Origin of the sequence: Butyrivibrio sp. DSM 10294, from assembly GCF_028539135.1 — a bacterium.
Lineage (GTDB): Bacteria > Bacillota > Clostridia > Lachnospirales > Lachnospiraceae > Butyrivibrio.
Genome location: NZ_JANSWL010000049.1, coordinates 23882 through 43494, shown reverse-complemented (window position 1 = coordinate 43494; position 19613 = coordinate 23882). Strand labels below are relative to the sequence as shown.

The 19613-nt window shown below is 44.9% G+C and carries 17 protein-coding genes, 1 tRNA gene and 1 pseudogene; 13 read left to right on the top strand and 6 right to left on the bottom strand.

What is annotated here, in order from left to right; translation table 11 throughout:
• Positions 1-31: 31 nt before the first annotated feature.
• The 4 genes from NXH67_RS04220 to NXH67_RS04205 all read left to right on the top strand — a co-directional run bounded on the left by NXH67_RS04220 (position 32) and on the right by NXH67_RS04205 (position 5754).
• Positions 32-1687 carry a DUF5722 domain-containing protein gene (locus NXH67_RS04220; protein ID WP_022779271.1) on the top strand — a complete coding sequence of 552 codons (1656 nt, stop codon included), beginning with the start codon at positions 32-34 and terminating at the stop codon, positions 1685-1687.
• Positions 1688-1881: 194 nt separating this feature from the next.
• Complete coding sequence (locus NXH67_RS04215; protein ID WP_272796523.1) at positions 1882-3294, top strand: AAA family ATPase; 1413 nt, start codon at positions 1882-1884, stop codon at positions 3292-3294.
• 278 nt (positions 3295-3572) lie between these two features.
• Positions 3573-4559, top strand: coding sequence for a hypothetical protein (locus NXH67_RS04210; protein WP_272796522.1), 987 nt, complete (start codon positions 3573-3575; stop codon positions 4557-4559).
• Positions 4560-4689: 130 nt separating this feature from the next.
• Positions 4690-5754, top strand: a complete 1065-nt coding sequence (locus NXH67_RS04205) for a helix-turn-helix domain-containing protein (RefSeq protein WP_022779268.1) — start codon at positions 4690-4692, stop codon at positions 5752-5754.
• Between the two features lie 178 nt (positions 5755-5932).
• Here NXH67_RS04205 and NXH67_RS04200 read toward each other — a convergent pair.
• Positions 5933-6006 (bottom strand) — tRNA-Pro (locus NXH67_RS04200).
• Between the two features lie 132 nt (positions 6007-6138).
• Here NXH67_RS04200 and NXH67_RS04195 point away from each other — a divergent pair.
• The gene (locus tag NXH67_RS04195) at positions 6139-7020 is read left to right on the top strand and encodes a cation transporter (protein WP_272796521.1); all 882 of its coding nucleotides are present in this window, start codon (positions 6139-6141) and stop codon (positions 7018-7020) included.
• An 86-nt stretch (positions 7021-7106) separates the two neighbouring features.
• Here NXH67_RS04195 and NXH67_RS04190 read toward each other — a convergent pair whose 3' ends face one another.
• The 3 genes from NXH67_RS04190 to NXH67_RS04180 form a co-directional block, all read right to left on the bottom strand.
• Complete coding sequence (locus tag NXH67_RS04190) at positions 7107-8855, bottom strand: carbon starvation CstA family protein (protein ID WP_272796520.1); 1749 nt, start codon at positions 8853-8855, stop codon at positions 7107-7109.
• Complete coding sequence (locus NXH67_RS04185; RefSeq protein ID WP_272796519.1) at positions 8852-9412, bottom strand: hypothetical protein; 561 nt, start codon at positions 9410-9412, stop codon at positions 8852-8854. Before NXH67_RS04185 ends, NXH67_RS04190 begins: the two co-directional genes overlap by 4 nt.
• Positions 9413-9640: 228 nt before the next feature.
• Positions 9641-11752 carry an endo-1,4-beta-xylanase gene (locus NXH67_RS04180; RefSeq protein WP_272796518.1) on the bottom strand — a complete coding sequence of 704 codons (2112 nt, stop codon included), beginning with the start codon at positions 11750-11752 and terminating at the stop codon, positions 9641-9643.
• A gap of 420 nt (positions 11753-12172) precedes the next feature.
• On the opposite strand from NXH67_RS04180, the gene NXH67_RS04175 reads away from it, so the two are divergent.
• From NXH67_RS04175 to NXH67_RS04140, 8 genes and pseudogenes are all read left to right on the top strand, one after another.
• Positions 12173-13336, top strand: coding sequence for a GTPase (locus NXH67_RS04175; protein ID WP_272796517.1), 1164 nt, complete (start codon positions 12173-12175; stop codon positions 13334-13336).
• 54 nt (positions 13337-13390) lie between these two features.
• Positions 13391-13846, top strand: coding sequence for a GNAT family N-acetyltransferase (locus NXH67_RS04170; RefSeq protein ID WP_272796515.1), 456 nt, complete (start codon positions 13391-13393; stop codon positions 13844-13846).
• A gap of 290 nt (positions 13847-14136) precedes the next feature.
• The gene (locus NXH67_RS04165) at positions 14137-15714 is read left to right on the top strand and encodes a phytoene desaturase family protein (RefSeq protein WP_272796513.1); all 1578 of its coding nucleotides are present in this window, start codon (positions 14137-14139) and stop codon (positions 15712-15714) included.
• Complete coding sequence (locus NXH67_RS04160) at positions 15629-16195, top strand: TetR/AcrR family transcriptional regulator (protein ID WP_026668786.1); 567 nt, start codon at positions 15629-15631, stop codon at positions 16193-16195. The genes NXH67_RS04165 and NXH67_RS04160 overlap by 86 nt, the downstream gene beginning before the upstream one ends.
• 87 nt (positions 16196-16282) lie before the next feature.
• Positions 16283-16531 (top strand): annotated as a pseudogene (locus NXH67_RS04155) (DUF1963 domain-containing protein); the annotation flags it as partial.
• Between the two features lie 336 nt (positions 16532-16867).
• Positions 16868-17608 carry a hypothetical protein gene (locus tag NXH67_RS04150; RefSeq protein WP_272796512.1) on the top strand — a complete coding sequence of 247 codons (741 nt, stop codon included), beginning with the start codon at positions 16868-16870 and terminating at the stop codon, positions 17606-17608.
• Positions 17609-17628: 20 nt separating this feature from the next.
• Positions 17629-17802, top strand: coding sequence for a hypothetical protein (locus NXH67_RS04145; RefSeq protein WP_272796511.1), 174 nt, complete (start codon positions 17629-17631; stop codon positions 17800-17802).
• 254 nt (positions 17803-18056) lie between these two features.
• Positions 18057-18350 carry a DUF4176 domain-containing protein gene (locus NXH67_RS04140; protein WP_022780139.1) on the top strand — a complete coding sequence of 98 codons (294 nt, stop codon included), beginning with the start codon at positions 18057-18059 and terminating at the stop codon, positions 18348-18350.
• 239 nt (positions 18351-18589) lie between these two features.
• Here NXH67_RS04140 and NXH67_RS04135 read toward each other — a convergent pair whose 3' ends face one another.
• Together NXH67_RS04135 and NXH67_RS04130 are read right to left on the bottom strand one after the other, a co-directional pair.
• A complete protein-coding gene (locus NXH67_RS04135; RefSeq protein WP_272796567.1) occupies positions 18590-19267 on the bottom strand; it encodes an Abi family protein in 678 nt (225 codons plus the stop codon).
• 65 nt (positions 19268-19332) lie between these two features.
• On the bottom strand, positions 19333-19479 hold the full coding sequence (locus NXH67_RS04130) for a hypothetical protein (RefSeq protein WP_272796510.1): 147 nt from the start codon (positions 19477-19479) through the stop codon (positions 19333-19335).
• Positions 19480-19613 lie beyond the last annotated feature (134 nt).

Below are 19613 nucleotides of genomic sequence, written 5' to 3'. Positions count from 1 at the left end.
AAATAAAAAATAAAATGTGTGGAGGTTCAGTGTGAAAAAGGGTTTGTTATTTAAGAAGATTTGTGTTGCGGTGATGACTGCAGCAACTGTTGTGATGGCTGTAGGCGCCCATGACGTCGTGCTCCCTGAGGGAGTTGTAGCTGAGGCGGCCGGCCGAGTTGTAAGTATCAATTCTTGTATGATCCAGGGCGGAAGCGTTGTGGTCAATGTGGCTGCTTCCAGCATTCCGGCTTCGGATGACGGATTGTATTATCTGTACGCCGACGAGGTATATCAGGATGGAACGGTGGGAAATGTTGTTGCCACTGCTCCAAGAGATGCGGCGGCTACTTTCTCTTTTGATCTGGGACTTAATACTCCGGGTTCCAATCTCAGCAAAAAATTCCTTGTGGCAGTTAAGCAGGGCGGCAGCATGGTTCAGGTAAGTGATGAGCACTATATCACCAATCCTGAGGCGGTTGCTACGCAGACCACCGGCAGAAACGACCACGGTATCAAGGGAATTCTTCCTAATGATGCAAATGCAGCTACTTTCAAGGATCTGGGAGTTGCCCAGATGGTTTATAACCTGTACATGGGTGATATTGTAGGACCTTCATCGGATCCGGCTGTTGCAACTACAGAGTTTGCCTATGACGGAAGAGTATATCAGTTCAATACCGCAGCTCTTGCACAGTATGACGGCTTTGTTCACTGGTGTAAGGCCAACGGTTTCCAGCTCACAATGACTATCCTTAACAACAAGACTGCTGCAGGAGCTGATCTTATCCATCCACTTTCAAGGGATTCCCATGTATGCCCGGGATATGCCATGAATACCAAGGAGGACGGTGGTACACAGCACCTTAAGGCTATCGCAGCTTTCCTTGCTCAGAGATATTCAGGCGGCTCCATCGGAACTGTTGATAACTGGGTAATCGGCAATGAGATCAACGCAAGAACAGAGTGGTACTACATGAACTCCACCAATCTTGAGCTCAATGTCAGCGAGTATGTTAAGGCCTTCCGTATTTTCTACAACGGAATCAAGAGTGTCAATGCCAACGCCAAGGTGTACAATTCGATCGACCAGGAATGGCAGAGAAAGTCCAATCCCGGTTGCTTTCTTGCCAAGGACTTCCTGGACAGATTCAACTACTACATGCTCCGCGAGGGTAACATAGACTGGTCACTTTCGGTTCATCCTTACAACGCTCCGCTTTTTGACCCCTACGCATGGAAACAGCAGGCTCAGTATGTCAGCCAGAACCTGTCTACACCATATATTACAATCGAGAATATTTATCTTTTGACAGATTATATGTGCCAGCCTTCCTTCCTGAATCCTGCAGGAGCTGTGAGAGATATTTCTCTTTCAGAGATTGGCTATACTTCAAGCTTCGGCGAGGAGTATCAGATGGCATCCATTGTTTACGCTTACACGATGGCTTCCAACAATCCTTACATCAAGAGCTTCATTCTCTTTAGAGAGACCGATGATGCCCATGAGATGGAGAGCCATATCGCCCAGGGACTTAAGAATCTTGATGGTTCGCCCAAGGCTTCCTACGGCGCATACAAGGCAATGGGCACCGGCGCAGCAGCAAGCTACAAGGCCCAGGCTGCACAGGTTACCGGAATGGATATTGATGCTATGGTAACTCAGCGCACCTTCATGACCCGTGGCGGCTGGTTCCTAAATGATTAATGAATTAGTGATTAGATGGCGCTTCGTGGCAGAAATGCTGCGAAGCGTTATTTTTTGTCCAATTGTGAACATTCTGTGATTGGGGTCTGACCCCAATTTTTTTTGCGTTGAAGAGATGTGGGGATATGTGCTAGTATAGTGTGAATAGTTTTTTGAAATTGCATTAGTTTTAGAGAAAAAAGTAGGTTGGAAAAATGGGACTTGATTTGGATAAGAGAGACAAGGAATTAGAGGCATTAAATAAGATCACAAATATGCAGAAGGACATTCTGGGAAGTCTGTACGGAGACTTCTTCAATGCAGCGAAGACCACTGTTAATAACGCAAAGAATACTTTCTCCGGTAACGGATTTAACTATGACGCCATTAAGAGAGAGGAATCAGATAATCAGACAACTCTTGAGTTTGACGGAAATGTAACAGAGACACCTAAGAAGCCTGTCGCTGCAGGAAGTGTAGGGCTTGGCAGCGAGGATGCCATGGAAAAGGCTAATTCTGCACTGGATGAGGCTAAGGCACTGATCGCAGCAGATAAGCATGTAACAGCAACTTCCGGTCCCAAGGCAGAGGAAGCAGCCAAGGAGCCTGAGGAGCCTGAAGAGGATCCGATGGAGACTCTTGATAAGCTTATCGGTCTTGGAACGATCAAGGATGATGTCAAGGAGCTTGCAGCCTTCGTCAAGGTTCAGAAGCAGAGAAAAGAGCAGGGACTTAAGTCCGTACCTGTATCTCTTCACCTTGTATTTACCGGCAATCCCGGAACAGGTAAGACCACAGTTGCCAGAATTATCGCCAAGATCTACAAGCAGATCGGCGTTCTTTCCAAAGGACAGCTGGTTGAGGTCGACAGATCAGGACTTGTAGCCGGTTACGTTGGTCAGACAGCCATCAAGACCACAGAGCAGATCAAGAAGGCTATGGGCGGCGTTCTTTTCATTGATGAGGCATATTCACTGGCTCAGAAGGATGATGCTTTCGGCCAGGAAGCTATAGATACCATCCTTAAGGCAATGGAGGACAACAGAGATGATTTCGTTGTCATCGTTGCCGGATATACCAATCCTATGAAGAAGTTCATCGACTCCAACCCCGGTCTCAAGTCCAGATTCAACAAGTACATTGAATTCTCCGATTACAATATTGACGAGCTGGAAGAGATCTTCTACATGAACTGCAACAAGTATGATTACAAGGTTGCGGATGATGTTAAGCACCAGATCAGAGCTCTCATCACAGCCAAGAAGATCGAGAACATCGACAATTTCGCCAATGCCAGAGAGGTTCGTAACCTCTTCGAGGAGATCATCACCAATCAGGCCCGCAGGATTTCCCACATGGAGAATCCTACCAACGAGGATATGATGACCATTGTCCTTGATGACCTCTTTGAGAAGTCCCCTGAGGAGAAGGCCAAGGAAGAAGCTGAGAAAAAAGCTGAGAATTCAGAATCAGCTGATGTAGACAAAGCAGAGGCTGCTGATACAGATAAGAAGACCGAGGAAGAAACTACAAGTGAAGATACAGAGGCTGCTGAGGCCGTAGAAGAAAATCCTTCCGAAGAAGAAAAAGCCGCAGATAGCAATGACACAGATAAGGCAGAAGAGTGATTTATAGAGGTAAAGGGTACCGTTTTGGTGCCCTTTATTTTTTTATGATATAGGAAATTTCTTCGAAATTCCTATATCATAAAAAACGCTCCGCTATGGATGCGCACTCGCGCGATAGGAATATGTTGCCTTCAGCAACCACGCTCGGCGCGAGAATGTCGGAAGCGACATTCTTTTTTGATAGTATGTGTGACATTTCTGTGATAAAAGCTGTGATAGACTAAAAATGTAAAGAACGAAAACGTTTAAGTCATTTTCTATGAGGAGAGGAAAAAATTATGAGAAAACTTATTTTTAACAAAGTAATAATGATCGCAGCAGTAACAGCAATCGCAGGAGGTGTTCTTGCAGGTTGCGGAGCAAAGACAGAAGAGACCATCGGTGCTGAGGAAACAACAATAACGGAAGCAACAATAACAGAATCAACTGATCAGCAGGTGGCACTTTCAAATAGCCCTGAGCAGGGCGAGACTGAGTTGACCAGAGCACCTTATTTTGAGGCCGGTGTATACGCTGTTTATCCTGAGAATGCCAAGAATCAGGAGAAGACAAATTTCTATGTATTTAACGCCGACTCTTACGGATATACCACAGACGGAGCAAATCATGGAATGGGACTTCCTTTCTCTTGCACACAGGCTGACGGAACAGTAAAGTTCAGCTTCGGCGGAGCTGATTCTACAGAAGAAGCTTTTGTGGTAAAGGCTGATGAGAGCGGCAAGATCACCGGTGCTTTTGGAGATGGGGTTGTAATGGTGTTTGAGAAGCTTGATGGTGTTGATCCTGATACCTTTGATGCAGAAAACTATCTGAGCGACCCTAAAGACCAGGTTTATCATGATGCAAACGGCTGGAGTGTACGTTATGATGCCACAAATATCTCAGTCACAAATGAGAACGGCAAGGTATTCTTCGTCTACACCGGAGAATGCGCCGGAACAAACATGATCACAGCCTATTATACTGTAGACAACGAGGGCGAGGCAGCTATCGAAGAGCTTGGAAACAGCTGGGGTGAAGCAACAGTATTTTCACAGGGACCCTTCCCCGGAGCTGAGAGCGAAACCGGCTATTGGGCAGTTCTTCCTCCTGCAGAAGAGGGATCAGGCGCATACATGACAGCCATCGGCAGAGACTATATGGACGGAGCACTTATTTTTGAACTTAGCGGCCACAATGGAAATGATGAAGAGATGAACATGGCTGTTTCAGATGCTCTGGCAGCAGTTATTGATTCACTTACTTTTGAGACCTACGGTGAATAAGCACAACCTGAGGTTGCAGGAACTTGCAAACTGCGTCATTGTGACTATAGGCATTATCATCTACAATAATCCTTGTAAGATATGAAATAGAGCTCTATTTCTTCACAATCAGATGAGGAGAATGTAGAAAATGAATATAGGGAACAAGATCAAGGCACTTCGTCTTAAATCAAGCACTACACAAGAGGCACTGGCTGAGGCTCTTGGAGTCAGCAGTCAGTCCGTTTCTAAATGGGAAAATAATGTGTGCGCTCCGGATATTTCTTTGCTTCCGGCTATATCGGAGTTTTTCGGCGTGACGATCGATGAGCTATTTGACCTTTCTGTAGAGCAGAAGCTCCACCGCATCGAGAATATGCTGGATTATGAGAATGAGCTCACAGATGAGATGTTCAATAATACCAGGGAGTTTCTGTTGGACATCAAGGATGATTATGATGAAAGTCACCCCGACAGGATGGACGGCAGGATCTATACCTTTTTGGCCCATCTGTATCATCACAGAATCGTCAGCGACAGCAGATATGTCAGTCGCTACGCCAGAAAGGCAATGAATCTCCATCCAAAAGCCAAGGAGGATCAGTGGCTTCTGCAAAAGAGCGAGGGCGCTGTAATCTGGGATTGGAACGCAAGGCAGCATAACGGAACAATAGAGTTCTTCAGGGAACTTGTGGATAAACATCCGGAGATTGGCAGAAATTACCTGTTTCTTATGGACAATCTGATCGCTGACCACAGGACAAAAGAGGCAGCAGAGTACCTTGGCACATACGCCGGGCTCGCTGATCACAAGGAGGTTCTGATTCCTGTATATGAGGCCAATATTGCTTTCGCTGAGTATAGAGCAGAGGATGGCTGGAAAATCGTGGCCGATATCGAGGCAAAGTACCCTGACAGCTATGATGCGATATTCGAAGTTGCCGGCATATATGCTTCTAATGCCAGATATGAAGAGGCTCTGGAGAGATATCACAGAGCCGAGGAAATCTATATCACGGATCATAAGGACCACGTGTGTATGGATCACCTTCAGGCCCAGGCAAGGATATATGAGATACTGGGAAAATATGAGGATGCAGTAAGGTATGTTGAGGCACAGATTACATTTTTGAAAGAGGAATGGAATATCACTGAAGGTGCGGATGTAGACGTACTTTTGGAGGAAAAAAGAAGGCTGATTGAGAAATTAAAGTAATTTTTCAAAAAAATCAGAAAAATAGTTTTATTTTTGGGATTTGTGTGCTAAGATGATTCTATCCTAAAAATTGTACTGTTTTTTCATTGTGGTGTGGCTCCTGAGAAATCGGGAGCCTTACCTCTTTTTTTTGCAAAAAAATAAGGGCTTGAATAACTCAAACCCTTGAAATATCAAGTCGGGGCGACCCGATTCGAACGGGCGGCCTCTACGTCCCGAACGTAGCGCTCTACCAAACTGAGCCACGCCCCGAAAGCTAATATGGCAATTAGCAACATTAGAATTATATCATACAGTTGGGAAAAAACAAGATATAATTAAAATGATGACAATTCGTATATCCTATGTCATGGAGGACTAATTTGATCATATAGGAGGGGGCATATGTCAAAGTCAAAAAGACTGAGTCAGCAGCGAAAGATCGCACTGCTTCTTATAGTGTGGAGGCTTCCTGAGCTTGTGACGTCATTTATAGCGGCCTGCGCCAGCGGATCTGCGGTGGTGTGGCTGGAGTTTGTGGAGTGCGCCAGCATAGTGCTGCCGGGGGCGATACTGGTTATTCTGACAAGTAAGCTTAACAGGAATCTCAAGTACGTTTTTAACTACGGAACAGGCAAGGTGGAGGCTATAACTGCCCTTAGCTGTGAGATGTTCGATGTGGCCGGAATAATGTGCCTTATGTTCTTCTCGATAAGAAGTCTCCTTGGCTGGGAAGCGGAAACGGGGAATTCGAGATTTGCTCTGGCGGTGAGCATACTGGGTCTAATAATCGATATCTTCATTATGCTCAGGCAAAAAAAGATCCTGGAAGAAAGTCACAGCAAGATGTACCACACGGCCTATGTGAGTGCTCAGAAGGAGTTTGCATTTGACGCAGCTTCCATCATAACCCTGATAATCACCATTATATTCGAGGGCACAGTCTGGATCCGCTATTTCTCTCCGGTGGTATGCATTATAATCGCAATTCCATTGTCGCGGCTTGTATTCGGGCATCTGAGGGAGTCTGTGGAGGAACTTATAGACAGGACTTTGGATGAAGAGAATCAGCTTAAGATAATCAAGGTCATCAATGAGCATTTTGACAAGTTCGAAGAGCTGGGAGCGGTGAAGAGCAGGATAACGGGACAGGAAAAATATATTGATATCGAGATGAAGTTCCATGAGGATATGCAGTACTCGGAGGTGAGAGAGGTGGCGCAGCAGATCAGCCGCAGGATCTCCGAGGAACTGGGACATAGCAATGTTAATATCGTAGTTATCTAAGAAGAGCATTAAATGATCAAATAAAGGCGAAAAAATAAGGGACGGTGCTGACTAAGCGCCGTCCCATTTCATTTTTGCCTGAATTATTAAGCTGCTTTTTCTTTGCTGCCGGAAGCCTTTTCCTTGTGCTGCTGAAGAAGTGTCTTAACTGCGATGACAGCAAGTACAACGGACAGAGCTACGAGAAGCACTGCGATAACAGACTGGATAAGTGCCCAGTAATCAGCTGCACCTGACAGGTAAGCTGTCATTTTGGCCTTGATTGTCTGGCCCAGTGAGCAGATTGTTACAGCAAGCATGAAGGTCATAGGGATGTAGAACATTTTGTTGTTCTTACCTACAGATCCGAGCCATGTGCAAACTGCAAGAAGTCCGATTGCTGCAAGAAGCTGGTTGGCTGCACCGAACAAAGGCCAGATCTTGGTGTAACCGTTCATTCCAAGGGCAACGCCAAGGACAACGGTAAGGGCTGTTGATACATAAGGATTGGTGATGACTTTTTTAACACCTGTGACATCCTTGTTGGTCTGGCCATCGTGCAGGAAGAACTCCTGGAACATGTATCTGGCAAGACGTGTAGCTGTATCTAAGGATGTGAGGCAGAATACGGATACTGCCAGGATCAGAAGCTGGTACATGATGTTCTGAAGTCCGGGAGCGAAGCAGCCGATCATTGCTGAAAGACCACCTGCAAATACCTGTGTAGGGCTTGCGTAGGTTCCGTCTGAAGCTGCAGCCCATACAAAGCCGATAGCACACAGAGAGATAACAGCAACGAGACACTCGATGAGCATTGAGCCGTAAGCTACAGGACGAGCATTCTTCTCGTTATCAAGCTGCTTGGCACTTGTTCCTGAAGAAACCAGTGAGTGGAAGCCTGAAATAGCACCGCAGGCGATTGTGACGAACAGTGCAGGGAAGGCAGTTCCTGTTGTAAATACACCGGTTCCCTTAAGAGCTGCATCGCCGAAAGCAGGAACCTGGAAATTGCCGTTGCCTGAAACAACTCCTCCGATAACAGCAATGATACCTGCTGCGATCATGAAGTAAAGAAGGAATGAGCTAAGGTAATCTCTAGGCTGAAGCAGGATCCATACAGGTGTAACGGAGGCTACAAGGATATATGCTCCAACGATCCACATCCATGCGTTGTAGGAAAGTGAGATGGGATGGAAGTTAAGTCCGAGAGCTACAATAGCTACGATTCCAAGAACACCTACAACAGATGCGATTCCGATAGGTACATTTTTACGATAGATAAAAAATCCAAATGCAATGGCAAGAGCTATGAACAGGATTGAGATCATTGCTGTTGACTCGTTGGCTGCAAGGGTTGCGCCTTCAACAGCTGCGCCTGCTGCGGTGGTGTTACCGAAGGTGCTGGCAACGATTGAGCTGAAAGCTGCCACAACAAGGATCAGTGTAAGATAGCCAAAGGTAAGGAACAGCTTCTTGGCTGCTCTACCCATGGAATTGTCGATGATCTCGCCGATTGACTGGCCTTTGTTACGAAGTGATGCGAAAAGTGCGCCGAAATCGTGCACACCGCCGAAGAAAATTCCTCCGATCAGAACCCATAACAGAACGGGAACCCATCCGAAAACTGCTGCCTGGATAGGGCCGTTGATGGGGCCTGCGCCCGCAATTGATGAAAAGTGGTGTCCCATAACCACCGGTGTCTTGGCAGGAACATAGTCCATGCCGTCCTCCAGCTCGTGTGCCGGAGTCTTTCTCTTAGGGTCGATTCCCCACTGTTTTGCAAGCCATCCGCCGTAGAAAACATAGCCTGCGACCAGGACCACAACGCTTGCAATAAGTAATACTGCTGCATTCATGATACTTTCTCCTCCTTATCCTCATTAAGGGATTTAAATATATTGGTAAAGAGCGGTTTTAGCTCTTTTGCCCCAGAGTTGGTGGCACAGCTGCGACTGTCCAGGAATACGCAGCCAAGCTTGCCTTCACTGTGTCCGCGGAAATTGAAGAGGTAACCCTTGTCGAAGTTAAAGCGCCTGATGGCCTTAATGACTTCGGGGCCCGGTGTCGTATCGGATATTATGACAAAAGAGAGGTAGGAACACATGTGGTCCTTCTCAGGATATTTCTCACCTTGCCTTACCAGGCGCGGTTCCATCTGCTCCTCCATTGTCTTCCTTAAATCTGCTATTAAATTCTCATCTATGGAATCTGTTTTAATGAAAAGAACATGCTCGTAGGCTCTTATGGCCCAGAGCTTGGCTTCTTTTTTAAGAACGTATTTTTCTCCAAGGGAAAAAAATCTCGCGTAGGCAGGATAAATTCGCTCACCCAGAGCATAGTTCTCTGTGATATCGAAATTTGCGCGATATCTGTTAAGAAGTTCTTGTAAATACGCGTCAGATGTAGTCCCCATTGAATACTTTTTCTCCCAAAAACTTGATTTGTTTTTAACTTTATCACTGTGACGCTTTATTGCAAGATGACAAAATTAATGTCTTTTGAGATTAATTTTGTAATGTATTTGGATTTGGTTAAGTTTGGACTTAATGTTTGGGACAAAATGAAAGGGCATCGCGGTGATCGCGATGCCCCAATAAGCGCTTCCAGAAGAAATGTTCCCTATTATATTGATCTATTTGTATCATTCCAATGTGTAATCAAAGGAAGATCCGATGGATCCGGCGCCAAGGCTGCCGAATTCGATGCTGGAACCGTTTGGAATAGTTCTGTTCCAATCAACAGGGGTGATAACGTAATAGTTACCGCTGGTTGTGATGTTTACATTCCAGCTGGAACCGATGTTGACCTGATTCTTGTTGACCTTGAGAGTCCAGCCGTTAACGGTGCTGCCCGTGTTGTTGCTGATCTTGTAGCTGATCTGATAACCTGATCCCCAGTTGTTGATAGTATAGCTAAGATCAAGTCCTGACTCTACGATGACAGGCTCCGGCTCAGGCTCGGGTGTAGGCTCAGGTTCAGGTGTAGGCTCGGGCTCCGGAGTAGGCTCGGGTTCAGGTTCAGGCTCCGGCTCAGGCTGAGGCTGAGGCTGAGGATCCTGTGATGATGAAGAATCAACCTTCTCGAACTGCCACTGCTGATTAGGATTGCCGTTGTAGGTCCACTGGCATACCTTTGAACCGTCAGTTGTCTTTTTCTCATAAACATCCAGATACTTGGTGGCGCTTGAAGCCTTGGTTCCGATGGTGTAAATGCCGTTTGTACCTGTAGTCTTGACTATGAACTGCTGAGCGTTGCCGCCGTAAGCTGAGTAGATACCGATGCTGGCTCCGTCTGTGTTCTCGCCGTTGGCAACATCAAGCATTACGTTGCCCATCTTGTTGGTAAGTGTGATATAGCCGTCGTTTACATTAGTAACATACCATTTCTGAGCATCGATGCCACTGCCGGTTCTGATGCATACGCCCTTCCAACCGCTTACGTTGTCGGCATTAACTGTGAGGTACTTCTGGGACTGTACACCCTTGATGTAGTACCAGCCATCGTCAATGCGGGCTGTGGAGTTAGGATTGGTAGGAGTAGAAGGTGTAGGATCTGTTGTGGGCTGAGGCTCAGTGCTGCTCTGGCCCGGCTTACCGAATACATCTGTATAAGCCTTAATAACATAGTCATAAGCGGGCTTGGTCACACCGATATTGGACCATGGAAGAGGCTTCTCCCCGCGAAGCCAGGTCTCTGCATCTGAAGGTCCCCACCAGGTGATCAGTGAGATGTTTCCGCCGTTCTTCTTGGCTGTATTGATGCTCTTAAAGAGGTTGTAGCAGTAGTTATCAAGGTTCTGCTCGCCGGTGTTCTTGATGTCGAGCTCTGTGATCTGTACTTCAAAGCCTGCCTTAAGGAAAGCGTTAAGGGCCTGTGTGTAGTAATCAACTGAAGGATAAGAGGTGCTAAGGTGTGACTGCATTCCGATACCTGCGCAGACCTTTTTGCCCTGGTTGATGTAATTAACAAGCTTGATCTCATCGTTAACTACCATGTAGGTGTTGTAGTCATTGTAGAAGAGCTTAACCTTGTCGGTGAGTTTGTACTGCTCAAGGACATCATAGGCGTAGTTGAAGGCTTTTTTAACATAAGTAGCATTGGTCTTGTTGTTGCCGTAAACTGCCTCCCAGCCTGAGTTGCTGGCATGCATGATCTCGTTGGCAACATCCCAGTATACAACAACGCTGCCGTACTGGCCTGAGTAAACGTGTCCCATAACGGATTTAATGTAGAACTCAAGACGGGCGTCCATTGTGCTCTGACTTACGAAACTGCCGCTTCCGTTAAAACCGTTTCTGAAAAACCAGGTAGGAGTCTGTGAGTGCCATACAAGAGTGTGGCCTCTCATCTTAAGACCGTTCTGGTAGCAGAGCTTGAGTGCCTCATCAACTGTGCTGAAGTCGATCTTGGGTACATAATTCTCTTTGTAATTGGAAGGGATGTAGTAGCCCAGTCTCTTGGCCTCTGCAACTGTGATAAGAGTTGCGGATCTGCTGCCGAGGAGATAGTCAGGCTTCATCTCGTTACCAAGGGTGATGATGTTGGAATCTTTTTTGATAGCATTGACTGTGTTCTGATTACGGAGCATATAGGTGTGTACGCAGTTTCCTGAGTAGCCGTACTTGGCTCCGTAGGTCTCCATGAAGTTGTAGTCAGCTGCGCTTGCTGTGGTCTTCACGGATAATCCGATCGTACTGACGAGAAGAACAAAGATCATCAGTTTTGCAAAAAAACTTTTACATACTTTTTTCATACTTTTTACCTTCTCCCTTTATTAAGTTGTGTGCCCTGAATGATTCCCGATAAGTCCCCCAACCATCGGCGTTCAAGGCTTTTGCCCGAGCAAAATAATCATAACAGTAACCCTATGGGTGCACTCACTACTAATTGCGATATGTTACGCAAATATTGCGAAAAGAGTAAGAAATTTTGACTCTTGGGGTCAGCGGCTCTTGAGCGAAAGCTTCGTATCCCGGGATTTGGTAATCTCATCTTATTTTTCCGTGAATGGAATCTGATCATGTATAAGGCATAATGACGCAGCTAACGAGAGATCGGGGGCTGCGTTTTTATGAATGAAAACAGAAATTGTATTCGTTGAAGAGACAATTTGCGAATGATATAATGATTATACGAGGCTTATGGGGGTTCTTTTTATATAGGAGACAAGATTATGGAGAAAGGAAATGTACTGGTAATCGGGTTTGCAGGAGTAGGAAAATCGACGCTTATTAAGACCGTTCTTGGCGAAGAGGTTATGGAGAGCACCAAAAAGAGCGTAGCGGAGCGCCATACGGATTTTCAGGTATATGAGAACAAAAACGTACCCTTCAGGCTCATCGACACAACCGGTATCGAGCCCGGTGTGTTCAAGGAGCAGAAGGCTGTAAATGCTGTTAAAAAATGGTCCGAGAGCACCATCAAATCAGGCAAAAAGGACAAGCAGATAAGCGCGATCTGGTTCTGCGTGGACAGATATACCGCCAAGCTTTTTCCCAAGACCATCGACTCCTTCATGAATGCCATCAGCAGTTGGAAGAATGCGCCCATTGTGGCGGTCATCACCCAGTCCTACACTGACGCTGCCACCAGTACTGCCAAGGAGGTTGTGGAAGAGGCCTTTCTATCCAAGAAAAAATATATGACAAGGCTTGCGGAGGTGGTATCTGTAATTGCCATGCCAAGAGCCAAGGATGACGGCGAAATCCTGCCACCCAAGGGGATCACGGAGCTTATCGAGATCACGAATAGTCTTTTGCCCGAGGGTATTCAGGCGGCGGAGAAGGATATCGCACGCTATAATCTTACGAGGAAAAGAGCAATGTCCCACGCGGTTGTCAGCGTAGCTACTCTGGCGGGCATCACAGTTGGCGGCATCGCATCTCCTGTAATTGACGTAATGCTTCTTAAGCCCACGGAATCTCTGGAGATTCAGGCTATTTTCAAGATATGGGGCATACGCAATACCAAGAAAGCCAAGGAGCTGGTGAAGCTCATCGTGGATATAGGAACTGTCAGCATTACGGGAAAAATGCTGGTTTCCGCCCTTAAGGTCATTCCCGGAGTGAACCTTGGAGCAGCGGCGGTTAACGCAGCTATCTCAGGAACAATTGTGTTTGCGCTGGGAGAGGCGGCTGCCTACATTTTTGAGCAGATCTATACCGGCAAGAAGACTCTTAACGACATGGAGTGGGTACAGAAGGTAGTGAGTGAATCCATATCAAGCACAGCTCTTGATAAAATCACAGATACAGTCAAAGGCGTTGCCAAGAATGCGGACAAAAACGAGATCCTTGATGCGGTGGCCAGCGCTTTTGCCAAGAATTCAACCGCCTGATCGGTGTCATCAGAGTAACGTTCGGAGTAAGGTTTTCTACAGAGAGGATCTGCAATGCACAGATTATATGAAAATGAAGATATAGCGGTGTTTTGGAATTCGGATAAATGCAGACATGCCAAGCAGTGCGTAAACGGAAGTCCCAGAACATTTAACGCCGCAAGAAGACCCTGGATAGATGTGACTAAGGCTCCAACAGCGGAGATCTGGCAGGCCATAAGCGCATGCCCTTCGGGGGCTGTGACCTGCATCTACACCCATGGGATCAGAATAGAATATGAAAAAGACGAAAGCAGGAGCGCAGCCTATGACGGCGACCTTCTGATCGGCGAGTGCGACTACCGAAAGACTCCGGAGGGGTGGAATATCTACCACACTGAGGTGAACCCGGAATATGGCGGAAAGGGCATCGCCAAACGTCTGGTATATAAGGTAATAGAAGCCGCAGAGCAGTGCGGGAATACGGTGGTTGCTACTTGCTCCTATGCGGATAAGGTGTTGAAGGAGTAAGTTACCGGGATTAAGTGAAGGTGACACGGGAACGGTTGCGAGTCAATGGGGACGGTTTTTATACCAATGGGGACGGTTCTAAATGGTAAAGTTTTTGCAAAGAAAAAACTTTACCATTTAGAACCGTCCCCATTGGTATAAAAACCGTCCCCTTGTCATCACATCCCCTTGTCATCTTTTTTAAACTAATGTATTGACAGATGACTCAATTTTGATTATATTGAATACAGATTCAATGAATATAAATTCAACAAACAATTCAAAATATAATCAAAAAAGAGGGTATGGGTATGAACAATCAGAACAAAGTAGTAATAATCGGTGGTGGAATTTCAGGATTATCCGCAGGAATCTATGCGCGTCTTGCAGGATTTGACGCAGAAATATATGAGAAGAATTCTATTCCCGGTGGCGAGTGCATCGGCTGGAACAGAGAAGGTTATCACATTGATAACTGCATCCACTGGCTCACAGGAACCAAGAAGGGCACAGAACTCTATGACGTATGGAAGACAGTAGGCGCAATTGCCGATGATACAGAATTTGTCGGTCTGGATTCATTTTTTACCTCCTGCCATAATGGCAAGAGCATTACACTTTGGGCGGATCTTGAGAGAACCAGAAGAGAGATGCTTGAGCTCTCTCCTGAGGATGCTGATGAGATCAATAAATTCATAGATTACGTTGAGTACTCCAAGCAGTGCCTGATTCCTGCCAAGAAGCCGATGGATATGTTTGGAATAGGCGATTACATTGCATACGGCAAATCCATGGGTGATTTTGTCAAAGTTATGAAGGAGCTTGGCAGCATCTCCTTGGAGGATTACAGCAAGCGTTTTAAATCCGAGCTTATCCGCAAGATGTTCTGCGACTACCTCCCCAAGCAGTACACAGCCTATTCACTTCTCGTTTCCTACGCTTCAATCGCAGACGGAAATGGTGATATTCCTATGGGAGCTTCACTCCAGATGTCCCTTAGGATGGAAAAAAGATTTAAAGACCTCGGCGGAAAAATATTCTATAATAAATCAGTTGAAAGTGTGAATGTAAAAGGAAGAAAAGTCTCATCCATGATCCTTTCAGACGGAAGCCGGGTTTCCGGCGACTATTTCATCGCAACTTTGGATGCCAGCATTCTTTTTAACAGGCTCATTGATAAAAAGTATATGCCCAAGGCCCTTAAGAAGGCCTACGAGGCACCGGAGGCATACCCGGCAGTCAGCGGCTTCCAGGTTGCTTACACAGTTGATGCGAACTTTAATCCGGGAGAAACTGTTTTTATCGACATCGCACCAATTAAAGCAGGAGCTACAACTATAGACAGAATGTACGTTAAGGTCTACGGCTATGATCCGCTGTTTGTGAAGGACGGCAGACAGGTTATGCAGACCAACCTGGTTCAGAGCGATGCCGACTATGAGTATTGGAAGAGTCTTTCAGCAGAGGAGTACAAGAAGGCCAAGGAAGCGCTTGTAGCAGCTGTTACTGAGAGAATTGAAGCTGCATTTCCTGAGATCGTCGGAGAGCTTCACTTCCTTGATGCATGGACACCTCTTACCTATGAGAGATACTGCAATGCTTATCACGGAAGCTACATGAGCTTTGTGACCACAACTAAGGGTAAGCCTGTCAGGATCAAAGGGGATATCAAGGGCATCAAGAACATGTGCTTTGCAGGTCAGTGGAACTCCGCGCCCGGAGGACTTCCGATAGCAGTGACCAACGGCAAGTTTGCAGTACAGAGACTTTGCAGGAATAAAGGATATTTTGAGGGGAAAAACAATGACGAGAGAAGAACAGAAGGAAGCCAAAAGGAAAGCCATACTTATGACGGCGTTGACGCTCTTTGTGGAAAAAGGGTATCATGAGACCAAGGTGACGGACATAGCCGCTGCGGTGCCCATGAGCACAGGCCTTATGTTCCACTACTTCAAGTCCAAGGAAGAGCTCCTTATGGCGCTGGTGGTCATGGGAAAAGACTTCACCAAGGCAACAGGCGGAGGCGATGGAGTCCCGGCGGACTTATTTCTTAAGGGTATGCTAAGCCAGCTTTTTTCCTATGCCAAAAAGGAGCCCTTCGTTGCCAATATGTTCGTACTTATGGCCCAGGCAAGACGCGCCGGTATGCCCGAGGAAGTGCGCAAAGTTGCTTTATCCGTGGAGGCAGTGGATAACACCGCCAAGATAATCGAGAAAGGTCAAAAGGATGGGCTCTTCAGAGAAGGTGATCCGGGTCTCTTAGCCCGGTGCTTTTGGTCAGCTTTCCAGGGAATCATGGAAGAGATGACCATAGACAAGGAACTGGATACGCCGGATCCGGAGTGGCTGATGGGGATATTATATTCATGAAAGAAAGGTATTAGGGGATGGACGAATCAGGAAAAAAGGTATTAAGAGAGAAAATTCTGGCACTGGCCAAAAACGAACTTAAAGGATGTTGCAGATCTCGATGAAGAGAATCTGCTCCCGAAGACTGGAATCTTAAGTTTCTTTTATGAGGTGGAAACCATGAGATGGGGCTTTGATCACAAGGATAAGGGCTGCTCCAAGGTTTTCTACTTCCCGGAGGGTACTGAGCTGTATTTTGCAGAGATGCCCGAGGATTTCTGTGATATCGGCGTATTACCTGAGCTTGATGTGGATATCGAGAAGCATATCAGCCTTTATAACGAATGCGACATTTGACAATGTATGGCTGATCGCTCAGTGTGGTTGATGCCTGTAAGAGGATACGTGGACGGTTTTTATACCAATGGGGACGGTTCTAAATGGTAAAGTTTTTGCAAAGAAAAAACTTTACCATTTAGAACCGTCCCCATTGGTATAAAAACCGTCCACGCGCTACTAAAAAGTGCATTTCGTCCGATTTCAGATACCGTTCGTCAGATTTTGATAACATAATAAATTTTTTGTGATATTATGGCTACACTTGTCACGTCAAGGAGGCTATAATAGATGCCATCGTTTTATATTGATTTAAATGCTTGCTATGAGGATTCGCGCTTGTTGTGCGCGGCGGCGATGAAGATCAGCGGAGAGGCTGTAAAAATCCGAGAAGTTAAAGAATCTCTGGATCTGAATTATGCAGAGGTTATTACAACCTTGGAATGCCTTGAACAAAAAGCTTCGGAAGAGGCCAAGTTCTTCATGAATGCAGGTACGGCACTATACAATATTACCAAGGAGTATGAGAGGACTGAGTCATCCATTATTTCGAATATGGGCGTTCTTGGTCCTATTGATCCCTCAACATATCCTTATGGTGAGGTGGAACTTCCGGGTGATCCTGAATTCTGGGAAAAACTGTTCAAAGATTTTCTCTGGGTTACAGCATCTGGTTTTGTAGAGCTGTTCAATAAAACTGCAGGTAGATATGGTATACCTGTAGTGTCAGGAATTTTTGAATTCGTACAGATGATTGATAGTGGTGTAAGTGTTGAGGAAGCTCTAATTAAAGCAACAGCTCATACCGGAATCGGAATTGCAGCAAGTGCAGCTGCTGGAGCAATAGTAGGATCTGTTTTCCCGGGGATTGGAACAGTTGCAGGTGCTGTTGTGGGTATCGTTATAGGATTCGCTCTTCAGGAAATCGGAAATGGATTATTTGATTATGTATATGACAACTGGGATGAACTTGTGCAATTTGCTAGAGATAATTGGGATATACATGTAGATCCTAGTGATTTACGTGTTGGTGGACTTGGACTTTCAAACAACTTGTCTATGGCAGTTGGTCCTCGTCTTGGAACAGCTTTTGGATAATTAGATAGGAGATATTTATAATGAAAAAAGTATTATTGGCAATTGGCTTTAGTGTTATTTGGTTTGCTGTTTTTTTTGGAACTGCACTTTTAAAAGCCCGGCACAGTCCTAACTATAAGTTGGCTGCATTAATTGCACTTCCCTTTGCGGTGGGCTTTGGAATCTCGTCAGCATTAAAGTATGCATCGAAATAATCATTGTATAAAAGTATAGAAAGAATTAGGAGAGATATAGTGAAAAAAGTATTATTGGCAATTGGCTTTAGTGTTATTTGGTTTGCTGTTTTTTTGGAACTGCACTTTTAAAAGCCCGGCACAGTCCTAACTATAAGTTGGTTGCATTAATTTCACTTCCCTTTGCGGTGGTCTTTGGAATAGTAACAGCAATAAAGTATGCTTCGAATTAAAGCTTTATGTGAAAATAAAAAGAAACGATCAGGAGAAAAAGAATGGAAAAGCTTTACCCCATAGGAACAATTGTAAGATTAAAAAAGGGTCAGGTGGACATTATGATAACGGGTGTCTGCCCACTTTACAATGATAATGGAACAATCGGATATTACGATTATTCAGCCTGCCTCTATCCCCACGGTCAAACAGATCAGAATTCGTTATTTTTCAACGAGGAGGATATAGATGAAGTTCTCTTTACCGGCTATGAAGATGAACACTTCGAGAAATATAAAGAGATGGTTATGTCAAAGCTTGGCGATATCAAATATCCTCATTTGAAATTGCACTGAGAACGGAATATTTTTGTTTAGGGCAATCAGGAGAATATCTTTCCTGGTTGCTTTTTATATGACAAAAGAACCGTTCCCGTGTCATCCCAAACAAACAAAAACCCCAGAAAAATCTGGGGTTTTTGAGCAAAAAAATAAGCGATAGACGGGACTCGAAGTAATAGCCCGTTTCGAAAGCCGCATGGAAAGGAGGTTTTCGGCACTCTCCTCTTCAAAAAAGACCACTTAAAAGACTACTTTTATTCATCGTCTTTTGATTGTTGAGGATATAGATAGGTTTTCCAATCTTCCGGGAATCCCATGGAACCGATATCGATATTTGAATACTTATCTATCAAATTCTCTACATCTTCAAGAAATCCTATCCAATGCGCATCTTTCTCAATAATATGACTTATACAGAGCAAAACTGCAAAAATACGGTTATTATCTATTCCTGCTTCGGTATATTGCTTATACAGAATAGGCTTTTTAGCAAGTTTTGCATTGTATATCCTGCCATAGTGAGCACAGATGTTTCTCACATATGAAATAGACTCAATCCAGCTTTCATAATATGTATATCCGATACCAAAAGACTTTGCGATAGCCTTCTTGTCGGAGTTCTTCATGTTCTTAAAAAACTTAGATAAAGTACCAAAGCTGCATATCTCTACAAGAGCATACATGGGAAGATCTCTGCCCTCGTAGTTTTCCGTGAAATTCTTTACAAATGGAGCACGCAAGTTTCGCCTTATTTCTTCGTTAATATCTGACATAAATTGTTTATGATATTCTTCGTCAACAAAATTGTCTTTGTCCTTATATCCAAGTACACCATAGTGCTCAGATACGTAATTTCCTATTCTGCATCTAGCATTAATTTCTATTTTCTCGATCAGCGGGAAGAGTAACTGCCTAAAATTAGCATTGAACAGATATAATTCTACTATCTGACTGAATTTAACATCCTTGTGATAAGAACCATTTCTTGGTTTTAGATTTAGGCTAAAGGCTTAAAATAGGATATGTCATTCAATATCCTTTTTGCATATTCTTCATTATCTATTTGCAGCCCTAACGATTTAAGATTCTCAATCTGTTCGTCAATTGTCATGGCTTGTTGATGCTTTTTTAATGTTTCTGCCATATTTTCATCCTAAAAAAAACGACCCGACGTGGTCCGCATCATAATGAGAGGCGTGTCGGGTTCTGTTAGCTATATTATATGTATGATTTTTGGGCTAGTCAACCTTTTCTTAATTGATGATCAACTTCTATTTG

Coding starts and splice junctions, on each gene's coding strand:
- NXH67_RS04130 (WP_272796510.1), bottom strand. CDS start 19,479: ATGGCAGAAACATTAAAAAAGCATCAACAAGCCATGACAATTGACGAA.
- NXH67_RS04210 (WP_272796522.1), top strand. CDS start 3,573: ATGAGAAAACTTATTTTTAACAAAGTAATAATGATCGCAGCAGTAACA.
- NXH67_RS04195 (WP_272796521.1), top strand. CDS start 6,139: ATGTCAAAGTCAAAAAGACTGAGTCAGCAGCGAAAGATCGCACTGCTT.
- NXH67_RS04165 (WP_272796513.1), top strand. CDS start 14,137: ATGAACAATCAGAACAAAGTAGTAATAATCGGTGGTGGAATTTCAGGA.
- NXH67_RS04215 (WP_272796523.1), top strand. CDS start 1,882: ATGGGACTTGATTTGGATAAGAGAGACAAGGAATTAGAGGCATTAAAT.
- NXH67_RS04185 (WP_272796519.1), bottom strand. CDS start 9,412: ATGGGGACTACATCTGACGCGTATTTACAAGAACTTCTTAACAGATAT.
- NXH67_RS04190 (WP_272796520.1), bottom strand. CDS start 8,855: ATGAATGCAGCAGTATTACTTATTGCAAGCGTTGTGGTCCTGGTCGCA.
- NXH67_RS04170 (WP_272796515.1), top strand. CDS start 13,391: ATGCACAGATTATATGAAAATGAAGATATAGCGGTGTTTTGGAATTCG.
- NXH67_RS04160 (WP_026668786.1), top strand. CDS start 15,629: ATGACGAGAGAAGAACAGAAGGAAGCCAAAAGGAAAGCCATACTTATG.
- NXH67_RS04205 (WP_022779268.1), top strand. CDS start 4,690: ATGAATATAGGGAACAAGATCAAGGCACTTCGTCTTAAATCAAGCACT.
- NXH67_RS04145 (WP_272796511.1), top strand. CDS start 17,629: ATGAAAAAAGTATTATTGGCAATTGGCTTTAGTGTTATTTGGTTTGCT.
- NXH67_RS04150 (WP_272796512.1), top strand. CDS start 16,868: ATGAAGATCAGCGGAGAGGCTGTAAAAATCCGAGAAGTTAAAGAATCT.
- NXH67_RS04140 (WP_022780139.1), top strand. CDS start 18,057: ATGGAAAAGCTTTACCCCATAGGAACAATTGTAAGATTAAAAAAGGGT.
- NXH67_RS04175 (WP_272796517.1), top strand. CDS start 12,173: ATGGAGAAAGGAAATGTACTGGTAATCGGGTTTGCAGGAGTAGGAAAA.
- NXH67_RS04180 (WP_272796518.1), bottom strand. CDS start 11,752: ATGAAAAAAGTATGTAAAAGTTTTTTTGCAAAACTGATGATCTTTGTT.